Origin of the sequence: Clostridium sp. 10cd*, from assembly GCF_044336395.1 — a bacterium.
GTDB lineage: Bacteria > Bacillota_I > Bacilli_A > Erysipelotrichales > Erysipelotrichaceae > Clostridium_AQ > Clostridium_AQ innocuum.
Window position 1 is genome coordinate 293,005 of the sequence record NZ_CP172347.1, and the last position, 21,598, is coordinate 314,602.

Below are 21,598 nucleotides of genomic sequence, written 5' to 3' on the forward strand. Positions count from 1 at the left end.
ATGTATACAGTAAATTTAGAAAAGGCGAGGAAAGCTCTTCCGGCTGCTGCTGTGAAGGACTTTGATGACATTGTTGAGCAAAGAGTATTAGGGGCTAGCAAGCATATTCAAATGATTGGGAAAATGATTGAGCAAATTGCTGTTGACAGTGTTGAAACGAATCGTACGATAGCGGAAATGCTGGAGCGAATCCAGGAGGTCTGTCAGTTTTTTATTCATACCAGAGGAGAGGCATCGCAGGCGATAACGAATGCTGTCTATCTGATGACTGCCGGATACAGACAGCATGAGGAACGTGATATTCGTACCTATGCACAGCGTATTATAGATGTGAAAAAGCAATATGAGCGGGATTGTACGGCCGCATCAGAAACCGCTGTTTCCTATGCTGTGGAAATAGGGAATCGTATGTCTGCAATCATGGTATATGATTATTCCAGCAGTGTGGAAGCATTCCTGCGTAAAATCAACGGTCCCAAGCGTATTTATATACCGGAAAGCCGTGTGATCAATGGCGGTGCTCCCTTCGTTCAGCCATGTCTTGAAGCAGGACATCAGATTCATTTCATTCCTGATGCGAGCATGATGTATTATATGAAATCCTGTGATGGTGTTTTTATGGGGGCAGAGAGCATATACCCGGATGGTACGGGCTTCAATACAACCGGATCTGATATTGTCGGTCTGCTTTGTGATTATTTTCATGTGCCGCTGTATTTTATATCCCCTTTGATCAAGCTGGATGTACGTCCTGTGTATGGAAAAGAGAAATGTACGGTGATAAACGATTTGCGAAGCAAGCTGGAGCCTGTGGCAAATCCGAAGCAGGTGAAGGGAACCATTGATTATACAGCACCGGAGCTGCTTGCGGTGTCACCGGGGTTTATCAAGGCGTTCATCACGGAGCAGGGAGTAATTCCGGCTACGCAACTGTATGATATAAGCATGAAGTATATAAAAGAACTGAGAGGTGCAGATGATGTTTAAACCTGATTGTACGGCATTTGCCATGATCCAGCCCAGTGCGCTGCCTGGAAGCTACCGGCATGAGGATAAAACGATTGATGATATCGTTGCAGAGGTTTTGGAAGAAACACAAATGATTGTGGATAATGGCTTTGACGGCGTAATTTTACAAAATATGAACGATATGCCAATCAAGCAAAATGCAGCTCCGGAGGCAATCGCCTATATGACGCGTATCGCATATGAAATAAAGCATCAGTATCCGCAGCTTATCCTTGGTGTTCTTGTGAATTGGGATGGCGTTGCCAGCCTTGCCGTGGCGGATGCCGTACATGCCGATTTTGTGCGTGTGGAGCATCTGTTTACAGGCGCAAATGTTACAAGTGCAGGTATATTGGAGGGGCAGTGTGTTGAAATCGCAGCCTTGCGTAAGAGAATACGCTCCAAGGTTCCCGTATATGCGGATATACAGGAGGTTCATGGAATCCCGTTAGGTGGTAAGCCGATTGATGATGCAGCATGGGAAGCAGTGCATGAGGCTTTTGCGGATGGATTATTTGTATCCGGCAAAAGCAAGGAGGAAAGCCTTGAAATGATACATGCTGTACGTAAAAAGCTTCCGGATACACCGGTAATTTTAGGTGGAGGCGCCAATGGCGAAAACATTGAAGAGCTATTGCAATACTATGATGGTGTATCGGTCGCAACATGGGTGAAAAATGGAAATATGAAAAATCCAATTGATCCAAAACGTGCAGAGATTTTCATGAGCAGTGTACAGAAGGCCAGAGAAAAGAAACGGGGGAGATCGTAATGACAGGGCTTATCATCTGCGGTCATGGCGACTTTGCAGCAGGGATGTACAGCTCCTTGAAGCTGTTAAATGGGGAGTGTGAGCATCTTGTCTGCATAAGCTTTCAGGAGGGAACCTCCTTTGAAGATCTGTGCGACACGGTGAATAAGGAAGTGGAAAGGTTTATCGACGGAAATGTCATTATCCTCACTGACTTGCCGGGCGGCTCTCCTTTTAAAGCTGCCGCAATGGCTACCTTTCAGTATGGCTATGCCAGAGCGGTAACCGGCACGAACTTTCCTCTTTTGCTGGATTTGGTTTTATCAAGGGATTATGCAGAGGATGTGGATCAGCTGCTTGATCAAAGCATTGATAACGCAAGGGAAGCGTTAATGAAAATGTCATTGGAGCAGTAAATGAAAATAAGAAGAGAAAGACCTTTTATGAGGTTCCTTCTCTTCTTTTGCTATTTGTGAAGAACGTTTCATCCTGCCATTCAATCTTTAATCCTCCGTTATCTAATATCTGAATCGGAAGCATGCTGTAGGCAGAGGAGCGCAAATCATCCGGGTGCCAGTGATCCAGCAGTACATAGGGCTGATTCTGCACAAAGAAAATACAGGTCCCCTGTCCGTCAAAGGTGGTACGATATGCAGGACCGGTGCAAGGATTATCGATCAGCTTCCATGGTCCTATCAGATGGTCACAGATGCCATATAAGGAGGGATTGGGTTCCCATCCGCTGCATCCGGAAGTAATCATGTAGTAGCGGTTATGGGAATACATGATGGCCGGTGCCTCCCGCTCCTGATCCTGGAAAATACTGATATAGGAACCGGTAACATCCAGATAATCATCACTTAATCGTGCAATATTCATTGTTTTATTGTAATTTGCACTGTGAATCAGCCAGGCACTGCCGTCCAGATCCTGAAACAGCGTCATATCCCTGCTGTCCTGCCGGTTGGGCTGAAAGCTCTTTAGCCAGACAAATGGTCCGGTTGGAGAAGCTGCGACCGCAACATTAACACCGGCATAGTAATAATCTGCAGTATCCGCATGGGTATACATTACAAACTGCTTGGTGCTTTTATTATATAATACTCTGGGGCGTTCACATATGTTTTTGGTATACAGCATGTGTGCAGGGTTGTTCACTACCGGTGAAAGTACAATACCTTCATTCCTCCAGTTTTCCAAGTCTTCAGAGGAGTAACAGGAAATACCAATAAAATCGACGTGACGATTAACTGTTTCCGTATCCTTGTTCTCTCCATACCAGTAATATATTCCTTTATGCTGCAGTATCATTCCGCCATGTGCCTGTATAGGCTTTCCTTCGGTATCCGTCCATAATGTTTTGTTTTTCATTGTTAAGCTCCTTTTTCATGTTCAGTCTGTAAGCATAGCAATATTATAAGGGATGCGTCTATAACATACAATGGATATCAATATAGAGATATGCTTTTGGTGTATCAAAACGAAATTTTGTAATTTCAACCTGCTTTGGTATCTTTATTTTTAAGCTTCCTGAATTGATTAAATGTGAATCCATACGCTGATTTTGTTTGTCTAGGCGAAGATCACAAAGCTAGATTCTAGTGAACGAAGTATGAGCCGAATGGAAAATACTATTTACTTTTTCAAAAAGACAGATAGACTTTTATACAACGGAGTAAAACGTAAAATTATATAAGACAACAGAACACCGCTGAAATTCAGGATAAAATCATCAATATCCATAGTACCGCTCAGTGTAAAAAACTGCAGAATCTCTACCATGATGATGATAAATGCCATACGGAGCAGCAGCTTCACAGGACGCTTCGCCCAGTCAGTAAGTAAAAGCAGGAAAAAGGAAAACGGCATAAAGGCGACAAAATTACCCAGCAGATTCATAACGGCAATCCGGTTGTCCACATACGGCATATCGAAAATCGCCATCATCTGATGAATGGTTGCGAACGGCTTCAGACTGGTTCCATATTCCCATTGCATCCGCAGGGAATCCGGATAGGACTGCGAGCGCAGGTCTACATAATCTCGTGCGAACTCACTGGCAAAAAAGAGGATATAGATCATTTGAAATATATAGAAGGAAAACAGGACGATCCACATGAGACGCAGATTTCTTGTTTGCTTTTGTGTATCATAGAGACGGTTCTGCAGGCAGACACCAAGGATCAGTGTCGAGCATATGAGGACAGAAAACATAACGATTCCTGAGAAGTTCAGATAATTTTCTATTGTGAGATAAAAATAAAGCAGCATTGCCGTTATGGATATGCCTAGGCATACATAGGACAGCTCTTTTTTATATTTCATGGACATGCAAAAACTCCCTTCATGTGTATATATGATATAGGAGAACGGATATTTCCACAAGAGGAGAAGCCTTAATATTTTCTTATGTTTGTCGAAAGAAATAAGATAAGCGAAGAAAGCGGCAGCAGAACTTCTCATCCTGTCGTTTTTTTGGAAAAGCTGTTGGACATGGAAGAAAAACTTCAACGGATTCTTCTACTAAATCACAGGGCGATACCATATACTGTAACGGATATCCCCGTGTAAAATATAGGATGAAAAAGCATGGTACAGACAACTGTACGGGAATCTTTAACTTTTTCTTAAGACGGGAAATACCATATACAAATGCGGATTCTGTAGTATAATATCCTTGTGAGGTTAAACAAGGATGAAGATATTTACATGTGAAAAATGCGGTACTTCTATCAAACTGCATTTTATAAAGGGCTATGTGCATCTGCGCTGTCCTGCCTGCGGGGCAGAGTATCAGCTTGATACTGGAAGCCTGAAAAAATATATGCTCATACCCCTGCTGTCCGTTGCGGCGGCGGTTGGTACCAGCTTGCGATTTCTGCAGGGAAGAACAATTGATATCAAATGTATCTATATACTGACAGTGTCTTTTGTGCTGTCGGGGCTGCTGGGCACGCTTTGTGTCAAGACAGGACTGTTAACGTATGAAGAGAAGGAAAACAGGTGAAGGCATGAAAAAAATGAGGAAAACACCAGAAAAACAATATCAGCTGGCTGTGGACGGCATTCGTCCGCTGAATGTACAGGACAGTAAGGATCGGCTGCTTGCATTCTGTATGGATGTCAGCATCATGCTGTGTCCGATTGCTTTATGGAATATTATTCTGCTTGCCGTGCTGGGAAATATCATCAGCATCTCCGGCATTAAGCTGATCAGCATCTTTATCGGGGGGCTGCTTGTTATCTCTATTTTATTTCTGAACAGCTATATCTACCGGCAAACCGGCGGACAGAGTGTCGGCATGCGTATGTTCGGCTTTAAGGTGGTCAAGAAAAGCGGGCGCAAAGCCAGCAGACAGCAGCTTCTTTTACGGGAGCTTGTAGGCTTCGATCTTCCGTTTATCATCCTGATGTATTTTACAAATGCATTCGGTGTTGTTGCATACTGGGGGTTGAACGGTTTGTTTACGCTTGCGGACAGCCGTCATCGCTCTTTGATCGATCTTGTTCTTGGAACACGGGTTGTTGCATTAGAGAAAGCACAACAGCCTGTACAAAAAGAAAAAGCTCCGCAGGCGGTAAAGCAGCCGCTGCCGAAACAGGCTGAGCAGCCGGAATTGATTATGAATACGATGGATCTGCATATTCATTCCAATTTCTCCGATCGCGGGCAGTATAATGTCGAAGAGATTTTCCAATATGCGAAGCGCAACCACATTCGGACGGTTTCCATAACCGATCTGGACTGTGCAAAGGCAAACAGTATTGCGGTGAGAATGAGTGAGCTGTATGGTGTAACCTATATTCCGGGTATTGAAATCAACTGTGATCTGCGTGGAAGACGTGTGCGTATTCTCGGTTATTTCATTCAGTATAACAGTGAATTATTCGCACATATTGAAAATGAAAGTCTGGTGAATGAGAAGAGGGCCAGCATTGACCGTGTCCGCAGATTTGAGGCATTGCTGGGACGTAATATTGATGAGGAACGGCTTCTGAAAAGCAACCGGTTCCAGCGTTTGAGCGGTGAACTGATTGCCAAGCATGTACTGAATCGACCGGAATTTGATGATTGTGCCATTTTAAAGCCGTATCGCAGAGATGAATTCGGATGGCGAGCTTTGAATAAAGATTACTTCGCATACGGAAAGCCATGCTATGTACCTGTGAAGTATCCATATCTTAAGGATGTACTGGATGTCATTGAACTGACGGGCGGTATCTCTGTGCTTGCCCATCCAGGAAAGCTGCTGGTACAGGAGCCGGAGCTACTGGACGAGGCTTTGCTCATGGGTGTACAGGGAATTGAAGTCTTCCATCCAATGCATACAAAGAAGGAAATGGCAAGTCTGTTAAAGCTTGCGACAGACCGTAAGCTGCTCGTCAGTGCGGGAAGCGGCTTCTATAATATGGAAGGAAACACACGCATCGGAAGATGCAACTGTCCAAAGGAGGCAGAAGGCTTAATCGATATGATGCTGCATGCACGTATGTAAGAAGATAAGAACAGACAGATTCATAGAGGATGAATTTGTCTGTTCTTGTAACTATTAAAAGTCGTTTATCTACAGGACTCCTTCCAATTAGTGACTTAAACTTATACGAGAAGAGTCATTACAATCATTACGTAATACTTTTATTTATTATGTCTCTTTATCCCTATGAACCCTTAAAAGTTAAATATTAATGTTTTATATATAGCTGCTGTAGTCAGTATTAGGGGTGTTTATAATGAATTATTTTTTTTAATATAAGTTACCTTATTCCACTCTTTCTGGCGAAGTCCAATGTAAAAATAGTTTAATGAATAAGAAGCTACTATCACCTGTAAGTAACACGATTTTAAAAGATAGTTAAAAGGCCATATAAATATTCAATGCATAAATGAAGAATAATCATGAATATAAATATTATGATACTGTCTACTTTTTTGTCATTAGTCGTCTTTATTTTGAGTAATAGCAAGTAAATAAATAACAACCCTGCTTTATCTATCATAATAAAGCCTATATAGATATGATGAGAAAATAGATAACAAGAAATAAGTTGTATTACTGCTAAAAATATATCACTTATCAAACTTTTTTTAATAATTAAATCACGAAGCAAATTAGGTTTTCGAATTTCTATTTCATACTTTTAATTCATAAAGTCAAATGTAGTATCAAAAAGATATAGTATTTCAAATAACAAGAAGAGACAAGTAAGACATATCATTAAAATGTTCGTAGGCATACCGTAAACTACCTGATTGAAAAATATTTTATTGTAGTTTAATAATAAATAGGAGATAGGAAAAAGCAAACTGTAAGCTAATAGATATTTGTGCTTTCTAATCAATACATTCATATAATTGTTCCTTATCTATAGTAAATTTCCTATTGAAAGGGATTTCGTCAACTCCATCATGAGCACATATAATAATAGTTTTCTTATCAGAATTTAATTTCTTTACAAGTTCAATAAATTTATTGCTTGATGTATTATCGAGACCTCTTGTAGGCTCATCAAATAAGATAATATTCTGATTTTCCATAATAGCTTGAATAATACCAAGTTTTTGACGCATACCTACTGAATATTTTTTTACTGCCCTTTTATCTTCTAAAGTTAAATCAAAATATTCCATATAGCTTTGAACAGTTTTTCTATCGTAACTGTTTTTCAGATCATATAAGAATTTCAAATTATATTCAGCACTCTCGTTCTCAATAAACGCAGGATTTTCAATTAAAGCACCTATTTCAATATCATTATTTTCGATTATTACTTCACCTTTATCTGCATTTAAAAGACCAGCAATTATCTTTAAAAGAGTAGATTTTCCTGAACCATTTGATCCGGTGATATGAATCAAATCACCTCTGTGAATATCCATATTTACATTACGTAGAATGCTAACATTATGAAAAGCGATAGAAATATTTACAAGTTGTATCATTTGATTGTCTCCTTCACAATTTTTCGAGTATAGGCAGCATGATTAAGTAATGAAACACAAACATTAATAAAAATGGTGCCATTAATAATATTTTAGTTATTCTTTTGCTAACAAAAAGAGCGGCAGTATTTAAACAACTAATCATAAGGTATAGGATACTGATGTTAATCAAATATAGCATATATATCTTTGGCATATATGCAAGTTGATTATAAAATGGAAGTATATAAGTTATGATGATAAAAATAAGAGAATTAAGAAACTCTATGCATAAGATTTGAGTTACAAGTTTGTTTTCTTTGATCCTTAAGAATATGTGATATTTCATAGCATATAAACAATTAGCCCTCCAATAGTTAAAGGAAAAAAATATCGAACACGTAACTAAAGGCAAGTAGTTATTCCCTATGTATGATATAAAGCCAATCTTCGAATCGCTTTCATATAGAAATAGGAAAAAAATCAAAATAGAAAGAATATATAATAGGATATATTTACTCTTAAGAGATACTATGTAATTTCTCAGCATAAGTATTTTCTCCATCTCTTTAAAAGCACATACAATATAGAAATAAAGAATATATAAAATATGAAGGCAGAAAGATAATTTAAATACCCTATTTGAAGCAATGACATTCCAGGACAAATCAAACTTGTAGGTAAAATTGCATTTGTCAATAACCGTAAGGGTAAAGGTATTGATTTATATTGAAAAATAATTACACTTAATCTTATTACTAAATTCACTAAAACTACACTACCTATCATTATCAATAATGGATAAAGGTGAAAGAAATATCGCCTTTTAATAAAGAAAATGGATACATATACAAAAATGATAAAGAGAGTGAAGCCTAGGCAACTGAATAGTGAGAACAAGAGATAATTGATAATGGGATTTTTAAAAAATAATAAATAATCATCAGGAATAAAATGAATAGACAATGAGGGATGATAAACAAAATATATACCTAAAAGAATGAAACAATGTAATAAAGATATGGAAAGAAAAGATTCTGCTAGAAGTTTTTTCAAATTACGGATGTGAAATTTTTTTATACCGATTCGTAATATTGCGATGTTTTCTGCGCCATTTTCATGTAGTGCGAATATATTATATAGCAGAATGTTAGGAAGAATAAGCAATAGTAACAGAATAAATATAAGATTTAAATTAAAATCCCAGATACGAATACCAACAGAGAATAAATTCCATTCATTTGCATATTGGAAAAAATCCTTTGCATAAAAAACAGCATAGGAGCTGAGAGTAATTAATGCAGTAAATAAGATTATTAAGTGTTTTTTTTGTTTCATAATGGCCCCCTTTTATAACAAAAACCGAAAGACTTCGGTTTTCTATTATGTATTCATTTAATTTGTCGGTGTAAAATTAATGGAAACTTGACCTCCAAAATTTACATTAGAAGAGGAAACTCTTGCGCCAATCCACCAATCCTTGGACTTGTATCCGTTTAAATAATAAATTCTTTTATCATAACCTTCCGCTAAAGAATAATATGAATTGGAACGGCGTTCCCCATGGAAATAAAAGTCTCCATATGTCGTCCAACCTGTATTATTAGAATATAGATGAATATAACCATAGTCACAAGCTTTGTTTTTCTTAGTAGATGTTTTCGTTCTTTCACTCCAAGCACCCCAAGCTGGGACATTTAGCGTTTCTTTTGAAGACCATTGAGTAGCAGATATTGAGAGAGTTGTCGTTAAAGCAACAACTAAGGTGAAAAAGCATACAAAAATTTTTTTCATAGTACCACCCTTTCTTTAGTTAATTATAACATGTTATCACCTTGTTTACAAGCTCGTATCATATTGTTTACCCCCAAATATAAAAGAAAAGTGTTTTATGGAGAAAAGAGGCTGGAAATTGGAGTTATATTAAGATAATTATGTGATTGGAAGGGGGAAAAATAATAACAGCAGAAGTATGTCCAGATCATGTACATATGCTAGTGGAAATACCGCCGAAAATGACAGTATCAGGATTCATGGGATTTCTGAAGGGGAAAAGCAGTATTATGATATATCAGAAATGGAGAAGCATGAAATACAATTATAGAAACAGATCATTCTTGTGTAGAGGAATACAGTAGGAAAAATGACAAAGTAATCAAAGCATGTATAGAGCAGCGACTGAAAGAAGATGAATTGAGTGAACAATAGATTCTCCATATAGAGGACTCGTTTACAGGTAATCGTAAATAGAAATGCAAATACGTATTGTTATGCTGGAAAGCGTAGCTTGAATTTGAGCTCCTTGGGACGATTACGTAAAAACACCAGCTATGCTAGTGGATATTTATTCTTTTATTGTATCTTGATTATGATAATATTCAAGCAATTACCGTCATTCTTAACTATCATATAAAAAGCATATACTTTTGATTCCTCTACAAAGATGAATTAATTATATTCAACATTCATTTCAGAATTAAGTATACTTACGCTTACTTATGGCAAGTCTGTTAAAGCTTGCGACAGACCGTAAGCTGCTCGTCAGCGCGGGAAGCGGCTTCTATAATATGGAAGGAAACACACGCATCGGAAGATGCAACTGTCCAAAGGAGGCAGAAGGCTTAATCGATATGATGCTGCATGCACGTATGTAAGAAGATAAGAACAGACAGAAGCCATACAAGCCGGTTTCTGTCTTTTTTCAGCTGCGTTGCAAAGCTGCCTACATCATAAGGGCGTATCCCTGCTTTATGATGAAAAGAAGTACCCTATATCGACTTAAGAATGCTTAAGCATTTCATCCTATACAAGCTGTACGATATATGCTATAAATAATGCAGATGCATCCGTTTACCGGTATGGAAAACCATCGGATTCACGGCAATTTCCTGCTCCTCCTCATCGGATAAAGGCAATTTACACATTTATCATTATCGTGCACACGATACAGGAAAGGGGTATTCAATGAACCTATATCTTACAGATTTCAACCAAAATGCCACGCTGATACCTATTTTTATGCACGGACTGGCGATTTCCATCATGCTGACAGTGGGGACGCTTTCCATGCTGAAAAAGAAGAAGGTATGCGACAAACGCTATTTCATCTGGGGGCGGATGAACCACATAGCATGTGCTGTGCTTCTGATCTGGATCATAACGACAAAGGGATATGGTCGGCCGCTGGAATTTTTATTCCTTATCAGTTTTGTCCTGCTCCTGTATCTGCTGCTGTTGATCACCCTGATTGTTAATTGTTTAAAAATCAGGCACAGAGGGTCAGCTTCATGAGCTTGCAAGACGGTCTGTTAAAGACTGTAAGGTCTGCATATCGTAGAACGGTATGTGTTGGGAATACACGACAGTAAGGATATATGATACAATAGCGCTGGATGCATACAGCTGCAGAAGCTGTACTACACAAAAAGACAATAGAACATAAAGAAAAGAGGTATACTATGGAAACAGCAATCGAAAGAGTAAGAGCTTTTGTAAAGGATCGCGATTGGGATCAGTTTCATACGCCGGATAATCTGGCAAAATCCATCTGCATAGAGGCAGGGGAGCTGCTGGAATGCTTTCAGTGGGATCCGGAGAAATATGAACATCGCGCGGTGTGTGAGGAGCTTGCGGATGTGATGATTTACTGTATGCAGCTCGCGGATAAGCTGCAGGTGAATATGGAAGACATCATTCTGGATAAAATGGAAAAGAATGAAAAGAAGTATCCTGTGGAAAAAGCCAGAGGAAATGCAGCGAAGTATGACGCATATGAATAAACAGGAGGCAGCTATGAAAAAACTGTATATTTCTGCGGATATCGAAGGAATCTGGGGAAACGGGGCCTTTGCACATACTGCGAAGAATGGCACAGAGTATGAGGAATACCGCACGAATATGATTTCGGAGGTAAACCTGTTGATTGATAAGCTGTTTACGGCAGGAGCTGAGGAAGTCGTGGTGAATGACGGTCATGGCAATATGGATAATCTGAGCGCATCAAGACTGGACCCGCGTGCCTGTATGGTGGTAAGCAATGGTGCCTATAAGGAATATGGGATGATGGAGGGACTGGACGATACCTTTGACGGTGTATGCTTTGTCGGATATCATTGTCGCAGCAATACCCGCGGCGTCATGGCACACACGATATGGGGAACCTTGGTGAGAAGCATCCGCGTTGACGGCGAGGAAATGGGAGAGAGCGGCATCAATGCCCGACTTGCCTGGGAATATGGTGTTCCGATCGTGCTCATCAGCGGCGATGATCTGTTGAAGGAACAGCTGAAGGAGGAACTGCCGATGCCGTTTGCTTATGTGGAAACCAAGCGTGCAATCTCTTCCCAGTGTGCCCTTTCCTGCAGCTGGCAAATGCTGGAGGAACGCTATGAGCGTGCCGTTTCATCCATGGAAGCACATTGTGGACAAGCGCCTGTCTATGCCAAAAAACCACATTGTGTGGATATCACCTTTCATCATGAACGCAATGCCGATTTTGTTTCCCGCATGGACGGCGTGACACGGATATCGGATTGCACGGTACGCATACAGAAGGACAGCTATGATGAAGTATACCGGTATCTTCGCTTTGTTATAAAAATAAGCAATGCATTTGCCGCATAAAAGCAGAGAAAGCAGGTGAAGCCATGAAGCAGATGCATATTCTGGATCAGATGAAACCGGAGGAGGTCGCAGAGCTGAAGGCGCAGTCTGTCACGAAAACGTTTCAGCGCCGGGAAATCATTTTCCATAAGGAAGACACGCCCAAATATTTGTATGTATTGCTGGAGGGTGCGGTTTGTGTTTTTGATGATACACCGGACGGTACCCGCAATATTCTGACCATCATACGGGAGCCGATGGACTGCTTTGCAGAGGTTTATCTGTTTATTGATGAAAAGCTTCCCTTTTCTGCGGAAGCGATGAAGAAAAGCACGGTGCTTATGATTCCCCGCAGTGTGCTGCACCGGTTTCCCCGAATCAGCCGGAATCTGAATGTCATGCTTTCACAAAAAGCATATACGCTGTCACAGAAGCTGAAGCTGTTAATGAAGGACAGCCTGCGTGAAAAAATCATGGAATATATGCAGCAGCATCCCGATGTCCTGTTGAAGCGCCATGAGCTGGCAAGCTTTCTCGGTGTCAGCCGACCGGCTCTTTCCAGAGAGCTGTATCGCATGGTGGATGACGGACTTCTGGTTCTTGATGAGCATGGAAACTTTAAAACGGTAATATAGATTACCGCTTTTTTTCTGTCTGCGCGATATACTTGCTTCGTAAGCAAGGAGGCGATATCTGTGAAAACAGAAACAATACAGGAAATGGCAGGAATGCAGGACGGTGCTATCGTGTCGAAAGTACTGACGCAAAACGGAAGCACAACGCTGTTTGCACTGGCTCAGGGAGAGGAAATCCAGGAACATACGAGTACGCGGGCAGCGCTGGCAATCGTATTGGAGGGACGTATTATATTCACCGTTGATGGAGAAGAAAAGGAAATACAGGGTATGGAGGCAGTTCATCTTCCGGCATCTGTTGTACATGCCCTGCGTGCAGACACAAACAGCCGTATGCTGCTGATACAGAAGGGAGAGCGGTAATATGGAAGAAATGTTTTGCTTTCAGTGCCAGGAAACGATGAACGAGACGGCATGTACCGTACAGGGCATGTGCGGGAAAAGTGCAGCGTGCGCCAATCTGCAGGATGCCTTGATACGGGCAAGTCAGTATGCCGCATTATATGATACAGCATCGGACGAACAGCTTATGAACAATCTGTTCATGACGATAACGAATGCTAACTTTTCCACAGCGGATATCCGCAGGGCGATTGAAAAAACATATACCGGAAAATCTGTGGAGGAGCTGACACGGGAGGGATGCCTGAAGAACCGGAAAGAGACTGTGCGTTCCTTGCAGGAGCTTATTTTGTACGGACTGAAGGGGCTGTGCGCCTATCTGTCGCATGCAGCTGTGCTGGGATTCCGGAAAGCTGAGCTGAGCAGCTTTGTCCGCAGCACCCTTGTATATTTGCTGGAGGATCACGAACAAAAGGAGTATCTGACATTGCTTGATAAGACCGGCGAGATGGGTGTACAGGCCATGGCACTGCTGGATGAAGCAAACACAGCCACCTATGGTCAGCCGGAAATCACCACGGTATCTCTGGAAACAGGAAGCCGTCCGGGTATTCTGGTATCCGGACATGATCTGCATGACTTAAAGGAGCTGCTGGAACAGTCACGCTCACAGGGAATCGATATTTATACACATGGGGAAATGCTGCCGGCGCATTCTTATCCGGAATTTAAGAAATATGAGCATTTCAAAGGGAATTACGGAAATGCGTGGTGGAGACAGAATGAGGAATTTGAAGCATTCAACGGGCCGATTCTGATGACAACCAACTGCATCATTCCGGTAAAGGACAGCTACAGGCAGCGCATCTTTACAACCGGTGTTGTCGGATATGACGGACTTGAGCATATAGAAGCAGTGAATGGAAGGAAGGACTTCCGCTGTATTATCGAACTGGCGAAACACTGTCCTGCACCGCAGCAGCTGGAAACAGGAAGTGTAACTGGCGGCTTTGCACATGCACAGGTCATGGCGTTACAGGATCAAATCGTGGAAGCCGTAAAAAACGGGGATATCCGGCAGTTTATCGTTATGGCAGGCTGTGATGGACGGCATGCCTCCAGAAGCTACTATACTGATTTCGCCAGAGCACTTCCAAAGGATACGGTGATTCTGACTGCCGGATGTGCAAAATACCGTTATCTGAAGCTTGATCTGGGAATGATCAACGGGATTCCCCGTGTGCTGGATGCGGGACAGTGCAATGATTCCTATTCTCTGGTACTGATTGCAGAAGCACTGAAGGAGGCCTTTGGCTTACAGGATATCAATGAGCTGCCAATCCTCTATAACATTGCATGGTATGAGCAGAAGGCGGTCATCGTATTGCTGGCACTGCTGCATCTGGGTGTGAAGAATATCCATCTGGGGCCAACGCTGCCTGCCTTTTTGAGTCCTGAAGTTGTACAGTGGCTAAAGGAGAGCTATGGAATCAAAACGATTCAGGAGGTTGAAAAAGATATGGAGAATTTCGGTATTACGAAACGTGAACCATCCTATGGAGATATGACGATGGCTGAGCTGTTGAAGCTGGATGAGGGGATGGAGGATGTGCTGTATGAAGCAGGCTTTCACTGTCTGGGATGTCCAAGCGCTCAGCTTGAATCCTTACGCGATGCCTGTGAGCTGCATGCCCTGAACGTTGATGAGGTGTGCGCAGCCATACGGGAGTACCGTCATGAGTAAGCGGCTGGGAGGAATTCATCAGCTGCTGTATAAGCGCATCTGTTTTCTAAGCGAATGGAATGAAGCCTTGTGCAGTGCGTTGCACAGGGAACAGAAGCATCGCTGTCACAGGCTGCAGCTGACAGATCTGATTGATGAAACCAACATTCATGAAAGCCTGCAGGAAATAATGAAAGAGGTACAGCGCGAGCATGCTGCGTTAAGTGAGCGTCTTGTCCATGCGCAGGGAAAAGAGGCTGCTGCGCAGGTGATTGCAGGCTTTGGACAGCGGCATACAGTGGATGGCGATCTGACACAGCTGCTGAAGCAGATCGAAGCACTGTTTCTACATGGAATGCCCTGTGAACGTAACCTGATCATGGAAGTGCAGGATGATACACATGCACGTATTGTATGGAAGAATGATTCCCAGCTGCAGTATTACCAAAATCCTTCCTTATGGCTGTGGGAGCGGGAACAGCTGCTTCAAAAAATGCTTCCGGCAGGCTATGTATATGAGGAGTATGCAAAGGAAGCAGTTTTATATAAAGATGCTGTGTCCCGTACATGGGTGGAACAGCTGGAATATGAGCATGAAATGATTTCACACCTGCTGGCTGCCATGCAGGAATACTCGCTATCCATACTGCGGACAAAGCAGGTGGACAGAGAATGGCTGAAAAACTGTCTTGATTATCTACAGGAATATGCGGATGTCTTTCATCATCAGAAGGAGGAGGAGCTGGTGTTCAGCCGTTTGAAGCAGGCAAGTCCGCAGGGGAAACTCCTTGTCGAACAGGGAATGCTTGTGGAGCATGATCTCGCAAGATATTACATCCGCTCCATGAAGAAGCTGCTAAAGAAGGATGTCACTGAGGAGGTCTGTGTACGTCTGATCGGTTTCATTCAGGCATATATTGATCTGCTTGAACGTCATATTGAAAAGGAAAACAGTGTGGCGTATCCCTATGCGGTGCGTAAGCTTGCGATGGATGAGATTCAGAAAGCGTTCGATGCACATGGTGAGTATGAGCGGATGGAGGAGTTAAGGGAGTTCTTGAAGCTGTCCTGATGGATGCATAGCTACATCTGATTTCCTGTCATAGAGAAAAAGAAAACCTTTCTACAGGTGTAAGGACACGGGCAATGAAGTTCTTCACAGCGGTGTTGATATCCGGTAGAAAGGCTTTTTCTATACAGGTGCTTATTCCAGAGAGCCTGACGTATCTGCTTTATGCTTCAGGTACAGCTGCTTCAGCTCCTTCTGATAAAACAGCAGAAGGAAGATGAGGGTCGCAAGACCTCCCCTGAGGAGATAAAGCAGGGCGGTTTTATTGTCATTGTAAAAGATAAACAGTACGGCTCCGCAGGTCATTTGATAGCCTGTTAGGATGAGGGATGCAATCATAAGCGCAATGCTTCCATACCTTATATATGCTTTCATATCGGTTCTCCTATCTAACCTGCCAGTGTCGGCGAGTCACTGATTTCTTTATCGAAGGTAAAATTGATGCCGTCCTTTGATTTATAGCGTCCTTTGACAAGAGCATTATTCTTTATATAATCGCCGTCTGTACCCTGAGCGACGATCATATAGGTTATTCCCTTCTCCTGATAAACATATTCCATCTGAACGAATGGCTTGAAGCTGCTGCCCAATATCTCCACCTCATGAGCAGGGATTGTCAGTGTGGTATACGTATTTCCATCATCCTTTGTATAGTATACAAGCGGATTTCCCTGTTCATCCGTTCCGGCGCCGATGTAGGCAGTTTCATCGGAAAGAAAGATAATGTCTCTTTTCTCATTCAATACTTTACCAGACAGCTGCTTCCAGGTTTTTAAATCGCTGCTTTTAAACGTGCTGTAATACTCATGACCGAGTGAACGATCTGTCGCCAGTGTGATATAGCAGCTGTTTTCCGTTTTTGACAGATAAAGCGTATCTCCGCGATAGGTTCTTGAAATAATTCTGCTTTTTTCCCATGTCTTTCCCATATCTTCACTGTATTGCAGGTAGCTTCCGGTTTCGTCATAACAGACAAAGGCAGTAAAGTCCCTGCTTACAATATATCCATGTGCGGGAAGCAGTTCATTGTAGGTACTGTTATTTGTACCTGCGATATCCTCATAGGGTACCGGAACCTCGGTAAAGCTTTTCCCTGCATCATAGGTGACATACAGCTGATTTTGAGAGAATGCATAGGTTTCCTTCCTGTCAGCCATCGCGTAATGCGTGGTTGGCGGTTTGCGCAGGGAAGGGTCTGTCTGGATTTGATACTGTACCGGTGACATTTTGTTTTTTACAGTATATCCATTCAATGTTTTCTCAAGCTGTAATACAACCTGCGCTACATACCAGCCGTTCTCCTGCAAGGCGGCGGTATAGTAGGATGTGACATAAGGGTTATCGCTTGCGGGCCTGAATTCATAATCGAGCTGTACAAAGCCCTCTTCCTTATTTAAGACTTCAATGGTTTTTACTCTTTTATCCCTGATGCGGAATTCAAAGGGGACAAAAGGTCCTTCATATTGCTTGAAAAACTCAGCAAACCATTGTTCGGTGACTTTCTTTACATCCGTGTTTTCCGTTTGTATGCTGCTGCCGATAATCGCTGTGGGATTGTATTGATTCCAGATACCGTACAGTACCATAGCGGATACCCCGCAGGCCATCAGCAGACACAGCAGCGCCAGTCCGATTTTCTTCATGCTATGCACTTCCTTTTTTCATAGTATAGCACAGGTTGACAGTGATAGATACATGAAATATGATATGGCAAAATGCTATGATTTCCGGTTTCTTGAAAGTCATACACCTTTGTTGATGTATGCCCTTTTTGATGGCACACCCGTCGGGTATACAGCCATTTCCGTTATTTATCAATAAACGGAAAAGCAGTATGTTTTTCCTACGGTGATTTCGCAAACGGACAAACCTTGCAAATAGCTTTCTCTTTTTATAGAGACATGCGGCCCTGAGCGATGTTTCGGCTATGCATTATTGTGCGAAATCCTTTATTTTATGTATTTTTCCTTGTCTTTGCGGGAAGAATTCTATATAATGATACTGCAAAGGTAATGACAGGAAGAGTAGCTTTTATCCAAGGCGAAGAGAGAGAATGGCTGGTGTAAATTCTCATGAGGAAAAAGCGAACATGGCCCTGGAACCGTTTTTCTGAATAATTAGGAAGAACCGCAGGCCGGCGTTAACGGCAAATGAGGTGTACGTGTATGCGTGCATGAATAAAGGTGGTAACACGAAGCTTTCGTCCTTTGGCGGGGGCTTTTTCTTATATAAGGAGGATATGAATATGTGTAAGGAATGTAAGAACAAAAAACCATACTACATCACAACCGCGATTACCTATACATCGGGAAGACCGCATATCGGTAATACGTATGAAATCATACTGACAGATGCGATCGCAAGATACAAGCGCCAGCAGGGCTTTGATGTGTTTTTCCAGACAGGTACGGATGAGCATGGACAGAAAATCGAGGAAAAGGCAAAGGAAGCCGGTGTAACGCCGAAGGAATTTGTCGACAAAGTTGCCGGAATTGTGCGCAAAAACTTTGATATGATGAACACATCCTACGATTACTTTGTTCGTACGACGGATGACTATCACGAAAAGCAGGTCCAGAAGATCTTTAAGAAGCTGTATGAACAGGGCGATATTTACAAGAGCACCTATGAGGGCTTATATTGTACGCCGTGTGAATCCTTCTGGACGGAAAGTCAGCTGATTGACGGAAAATGTCCGGATTGCGGGCGTCCTGTGGAAAAAGCAAGTGAGGAAGCATACTTCTTCAATCTTCAGAAATATGCATCGCGTCTGATCAAGCATATTGAAGACCATCCGGAATTTATTCAGCCGGAATCCAGAAAGAATGAGATGATCAACAACTTCCTGAAGCCGGGTCTGCAGGATCTGTGTGTATCCCGTACATCCTTTAAATGGGGGATTCCTGTTGATTTTGACCCGGGACATGTTGTCTATGTCTGGATTGATGCCCTAAGCAACTATATTACATCACTGGGCTTTGACGCTGATGGAAACCATGGGGATCTGTATAGGAAATACTGGCCTGCGGATGTACATATCATCGGTAAGGACATTCTGCGCTTCCATACGATTTACTGGCCAATTATGCTGATGGCACTCGGTGAGCAGCTACCAAAGCAGGTGTTCGGTCATCCATGGCTGCTGGTTGGAGATGGAAAGATGTCCAAATCCAAAGGAAACGCCATCTATGCGGATGAGCTTGTGCATTACTTCGGTGTGGATGCCGTGCGGTATTTCGTACTGCATGAAATGCCGTTTGCACAGGATGGAACGATTACCTGGGATCTGGTTGTGGAGCGTATAAACTCTGATCTGGCCAATGTTCTTGGAAATCTTGTCAACCGTACCATTTCCATGCAGAATAAATACTTCAACGGGGTGATTTCCAATCCGCTGGAGCAGGAGGATATCGACAAGGAGCTGATTGCTCTTGCTCTGGATACGCCGAAGCGTGTGGAAAAGAAAATGGAAACCCTGCATGTCGGAGAAGCAATTGATGAAATCTTTACCCTGCTGAAGCGCTGCAACAAGTATATTGATGAAACGACGCCATGGGTGCTTGGCAAGGATGAAGCGAAGAAGGATCGTCTGGCAACTGTTCTGTATAACCTGCTGGAATGTATCCGTTTCTCTGCCGTACTGCTGAGCAGCTATATGCCGGAAACCGCTGAGAAAATTCTTGAGGAGCTGAGCACATCCGAGCGTGATGCAGACAGCCTGAAGGAGTTTGGAATGCTGGAATGCGGGCATACAGTGGAAGGAAAGCCGGAAATTCTGTTTGCACGAATTGATGCGAAGGAGTTTATGGAAACACTGGAAGCAGACCGCAAGAAGGAAGAAAAAGCCGCAAAGAAGGCGGATAAAAAAGAAGCGAAGAAAGAAGATGCACCTGTTGAACAAATCGGAATCGAGGATTTTACAAAGGTGGAGCTGAAGGTTGGAACGATTATCTCTGCCGAAAAGCATCCAAAGGCGGACAGATTATTGGTGGAACAGATTGATCTGGGTGAGGAAACCCGCCAGATTGTCAGTGGTATTGCCGCAAGCTTTTCACCAGAGGATGTTGTCGGAAAGAAGGTCATCGTTGTGACCAATCTGAAGCCGGTCAAGCTGCGTGGTGTAGAGAGTCAGGGCATGATTCTGTGTGCCAGCAATGCGGATGATCTGGATATTGTAACGATTGTTAAGGATCTGCCAAACGGAACGAAGGTGAGCTAATTGCAAACAAAAACGGTACTGCCTGCATTACTGACAGCTATATTCGTATGTCTGATTTCCTGTTTCTTTATCTATTATGGTATCGACAGTGATCAGATCGTGTTGTCGGTGATCGGTGGGGCATTGCTGATTGTTGGGATTTTACGTCTGGTATTGTTTACGAAAGCATATCGTGAGCAAAAAGAGAAATAAGAAAGTATGAAGAAGGATTCCATTTCTGTCATAAGAGATGGGGTCTTTTTTTGTATGCGTACATATGGAGACCGGGATTTTTTTACCGTGATGGAATGGTATTTCTTTTAGAGGGTATGGAATTGCATATCGCTTTGCCGGATTACTGTGAAATGGAGGATGTGTATTTCACTTATAGCTGTCATAAGCAACAGGAACAGCTAAGCACAAATCACTTTAATGAAATACCGCAAAATACATTAACGAAAAAGCACAAAGTACATTAATTGAATACCACAAAGTACATTAATGAATTATCACAAAAGGCCGAAAATATCCTAATTTTAAAAAATCCTCTTTTCTCAAAAGAAGAACTTTTTTGTGTATTATCCGTATAGATAAATTAGACTTGACATACTTAGGAACAACATATCGAAATTTTTAATTTCTTTAATTTCCACTTTTTTCGATAGCTCAATACTTAACTCGAAAAATGATGGACAGTCATTCACAGGTTTGAATTGATAATATCTGCATAATGTTCAAAGATATCATTTATATACAATACCTATTGTAATTTTGTTACTAAAAGCATGTAATTTTTGTAACAAGGAGTGATGTGTTGTGGGAGAAAATCTTATGATGAAAATGGAAGAACGGATGAAAAACTCCCCCAAAGGCACTATTTTCACAAACAGTGATTTCTATGATATAAGCAATCCGGATGCAGTTAAAATGCCTCTTCACAGACTATACAGCAGTAATAAAATATACCGGCTTATCAGTGGATATTATACTATCCCATACTACAGTAATGTTTTACATGAATATGGATATCCTTCGGCAAATGCTATGGCAGAAAAGCTTGCTGAGAAGTATGCATGGAATATCTGTCCGTCTGGAGTGGTATCCTTCAAAAAGAAGTTTTATCCATGTAATTGGGCACGATATGATTTAGTATTACAAGGCGGCTGCAAACTGGTACCGAAGGAAAATGCTATCGCATATTTTGGAAAGGATTATAAGGCGATGAGCAATATGATTTATGGTGAATCCATACCCTGTGAAACAATGATGAAAAGGATACAGCAATTCGAGGAGCAATTAAATAAAACGGTGCTAGATCAAATAAAGATACAAGGCTAATTCATTGTAATC

23 protein-coding genes, 1 pseudogene and 1 other annotated feature are annotated in these 21,598 nt (G+C 41.8%); of the genes and pseudogenes, 17 read left to right on the forward strand and 7 right to left on the reverse strand.

What is annotated here, in order from left to right; translation table 11 throughout:
* From ACG3M1_RS01485 to ACG3M1_RS01495, 3 genes are read left to right on the forward strand one after another with little or no spacing between them, the layout of a single operon-like run.
* On the forward strand, positions 1-987 hold the full coding sequence (locus ACG3M1_RS01485) for a hypothetical protein (RefSeq protein ID WP_008818255.1): 987 nt from the start codon (positions 1-3) through the stop codon (positions 985-987).
* Positions 977-1,780, forward strand: a complete 804-nt coding sequence (locus tag ACG3M1_RS01490; protein WP_008818256.1) for a BtpA/SgcQ family protein — start codon at positions 977-979, stop codon at positions 1,778-1,780. Before ACG3M1_RS01485 ends, ACG3M1_RS01490 begins: the two co-directional genes overlap by 11 nt.
* Positions 1,780-2,175, forward strand: a complete 396-nt coding sequence (locus ACG3M1_RS01495) for a PTS sugar transporter subunit IIA (protein ID WP_008818257.1) — start codon at positions 1,780-1,782, stop codon at positions 2,173-2,175. Before ACG3M1_RS01490 ends, ACG3M1_RS01495 begins: the two co-directional genes overlap by 1 nt.
* A gap of 25 nt (positions 2,176-2,200) precedes the next feature.
* On the opposite strand, the gene ACG3M1_RS01500 is transcribed toward ACG3M1_RS01495, so the two are convergent.
* Together ACG3M1_RS01500 and ACG3M1_RS01505 are read right to left on the reverse strand one after the other, a co-directional pair.
* Positions 2,201-3,130: a glycoside hydrolase family 43 protein gene (locus ACG3M1_RS01500; protein WP_008818258.1), complete on the reverse strand. Its 930-nt coding sequence runs from the start codon at positions 3,128-3,130 to the stop codon at positions 2,201-2,203.
* 264 nt (positions 3,131-3,394) lie between these two features.
* Positions 3,395-4,090: a VanZ family protein gene (locus ACG3M1_RS01505; protein WP_008818259.1), complete on the reverse strand. Its 696-nt coding sequence runs from the start codon at positions 4,088-4,090 to the stop codon at positions 3,395-3,397.
* A gap of 364 nt (positions 4,091-4,454) precedes the next feature.
* On the opposite strand from ACG3M1_RS01505, the gene ACG3M1_RS01510 reads away from it, so the two are divergent.
* Entirely contained in the window at positions 4,455-4,766 is a 312-nt protein-coding gene (locus ACG3M1_RS01510; protein WP_002606988.1) for a hypothetical protein, read from the forward strand.
* Positions 4,767-4,770: 4 nt separating this feature from the next.
* The gene (locus ACG3M1_RS01515; RefSeq protein WP_009588106.1) at positions 4,771-6,255 is read left to right on the forward strand and encodes an RDD family protein; all 1,485 of its coding nucleotides are present in this window, start codon (positions 4,771-4,773) and stop codon (positions 6,253-6,255) included.
* 836 nt (positions 6,256-7,091) lie between these two features.
* Here the strand turns inward: ACG3M1_RS01515 and ACG3M1_RS01520 are convergent.
* The 3 genes from ACG3M1_RS01520 to ACG3M1_RS01530 form a co-directional block, all read right to left on the reverse strand.
* The gene (locus ACG3M1_RS01520; RefSeq protein WP_002606991.1) at positions 7,092-7,700 is read right to left on the reverse strand and encodes an ATP-binding cassette domain-containing protein; all 609 of its coding nucleotides are present in this window, start codon (positions 7,698-7,700) and stop codon (positions 7,092-7,094) included.
* A 522-nt stretch (positions 7,701-8,222) separates the two neighbouring features.
* Positions 8,223-9,017, reverse strand: a complete 795-nt coding sequence (locus ACG3M1_RS01525) for a hypothetical protein (protein WP_002606993.1) — start codon at positions 9,015-9,017, stop codon at positions 8,223-8,225.
* Positions 9,018-9,074: 57 nt separating this feature from the next.
* Positions 9,075-9,473, reverse strand: a complete 399-nt coding sequence (locus ACG3M1_RS01530) for a hypothetical protein (protein ID WP_002606994.1) — start codon at positions 9,471-9,473, stop codon at positions 9,075-9,077.
* 30 nt (positions 9,474-9,503) lie between these two features.
* Between ACG3M1_RS01530 and tnpA the strand changes: the two are divergent.
* The 9 genes and pseudogenes from tnpA (at position 9,504) to ACG3M1_RS01575 (ending at position 16,053) form a co-directional block, all read left to right on the forward strand.
* Positions 9,504-9,887, forward strand: a pseudogene (gene tnpA / locus ACG3M1_RS01535) (IS200/IS605 family transposase).
* Positions 9,888-10,177: 290 nt separating this feature from the next.
* Positions 10,178-10,333 carry a hypothetical protein gene (locus ACG3M1_RS01540; RefSeq protein WP_021421205.1) on the forward strand — a complete coding sequence of 52 codons (156 nt, stop codon included), beginning with the start codon at positions 10,178-10,180 and terminating at the stop codon, positions 10,331-10,333.
* Positions 10,334-10,643: 310 nt separating this feature from the next.
* Complete coding sequence (locus ACG3M1_RS01545; RefSeq protein WP_008727975.1) at positions 10,644-10,970, forward strand: hypothetical protein; 327 nt, start codon at positions 10,644-10,646, stop codon at positions 10,968-10,970.
* 167 nt (positions 10,971-11,137) lie between these two features.
* Positions 11,138-11,458: a nucleotide pyrophosphohydrolase gene (locus ACG3M1_RS01550; protein WP_002606996.1), complete on the forward strand. Its 321-nt coding sequence runs from the start codon at positions 11,138-11,140 to the stop codon at positions 11,456-11,458.
* A 13-nt stretch (positions 11,459-11,471) separates the two neighbouring features.
* Complete coding sequence (locus ACG3M1_RS01555) at positions 11,472-12,302, forward strand: M55 family metallopeptidase (RefSeq protein WP_002606997.1); 831 nt, start codon at positions 11,472-11,474, stop codon at positions 12,300-12,302.
* 23 nt (positions 12,303-12,325) lie between these two features.
* Positions 12,326-12,916, forward strand: a complete 591-nt coding sequence (locus ACG3M1_RS01560) for a Crp/Fnr family transcriptional regulator (protein ID WP_002606998.1) — start codon at positions 12,326-12,328, stop codon at positions 12,914-12,916.
* 60 nt (positions 12,917-12,976) lie between these two features.
* Positions 12,977-13,279 carry a cupin domain-containing protein gene (locus ACG3M1_RS01565; protein WP_002606999.1) on the forward strand — a complete coding sequence of 101 codons (303 nt, stop codon included), beginning with the start codon at positions 12,977-12,979 and terminating at the stop codon, positions 13,277-13,279.
* A gap of 1 nt (position 13,280) precedes the next feature.
* Positions 13,281-15,002 (forward strand): hydroxylamine reductase, encoded by a 1,722-nt coding sequence (hcp, locus tag ACG3M1_RS01570; RefSeq protein WP_008727976.1) that lies wholly within the window; start codon positions 13,281-13,283, stop codon positions 15,000-15,002.
* Positions 14,995-16,053 carry a hemerythrin domain-containing protein gene (locus ACG3M1_RS01575; protein ID WP_002607001.1) on the forward strand — a complete coding sequence of 353 codons (1,059 nt, stop codon included), beginning with the start codon at positions 14,995-14,997 and terminating at the stop codon, positions 16,051-16,053. The genes hcp and ACG3M1_RS01575 overlap by 8 nt, the downstream gene beginning before the upstream one ends.
* 132 nt (positions 16,054-16,185) lie before the next feature.
* Here the strand turns inward: ACG3M1_RS01575 and ACG3M1_RS01580 are convergent, their stop codons facing one another.
* Both ACG3M1_RS01580 and ACG3M1_RS01585 read right to left on the reverse strand, forming a co-directional pair.
* On the reverse strand, positions 16,186-16,425 hold the full coding sequence (locus tag ACG3M1_RS01580; protein WP_002607002.1) for a hypothetical protein: 240 nt from the start codon (positions 16,423-16,425) through the stop codon (positions 16,186-16,188).
* A gap of 14 nt (positions 16,426-16,439) precedes the next feature.
* Positions 16,440-17,693, reverse strand: coding sequence for a hypothetical protein (locus tag ACG3M1_RS01585; protein WP_002607003.1), 1,254 nt, complete (start codon positions 17,691-17,693; stop codon positions 16,440-16,442).
* Positions 17,694-18,053: 360 nt separating this feature from the next.
* Positions 18,054-18,261 (forward strand) — a binding site (T-box leader).
* A 34-nt stretch (positions 18,262-18,295) separates the two neighbouring features.
* Here ACG3M1_RS01585 and metG point away from each other — a divergent pair.
* The 3 genes from metG to ACG3M1_RS01600 all read left to right on the forward strand — a co-directional run bounded on the left by metG (position 18,296) and on the right by ACG3M1_RS01600 (position 21,586).
* Positions 18,296-20,269: a methionine--tRNA ligase gene (gene metG, locus ACG3M1_RS01590; RefSeq protein ID WP_002607004.1), complete on the forward strand. Its 1,974-nt coding sequence runs from the start codon at positions 18,296-18,298 to the stop codon at positions 20,267-20,269.
* Positions 20,270-20,461, forward strand: coding sequence for a hypothetical protein (locus ACG3M1_RS01595; protein ID WP_009588146.1), 192 nt, complete (start codon positions 20,270-20,272; stop codon positions 20,459-20,461).
* A 618-nt stretch (positions 20,462-21,079) separates the two neighbouring features.
* Positions 21,080-21,586 carry a DUF6088 family protein gene (locus tag ACG3M1_RS01600; RefSeq protein WP_002607005.1) on the forward strand — a complete coding sequence of 169 codons (507 nt, stop codon included), beginning with the start codon at positions 21,080-21,082 and terminating at the stop codon, positions 21,584-21,586.
* The last annotated feature ends 12 nt before the right edge of the window (positions 21,587-21,598 follow it).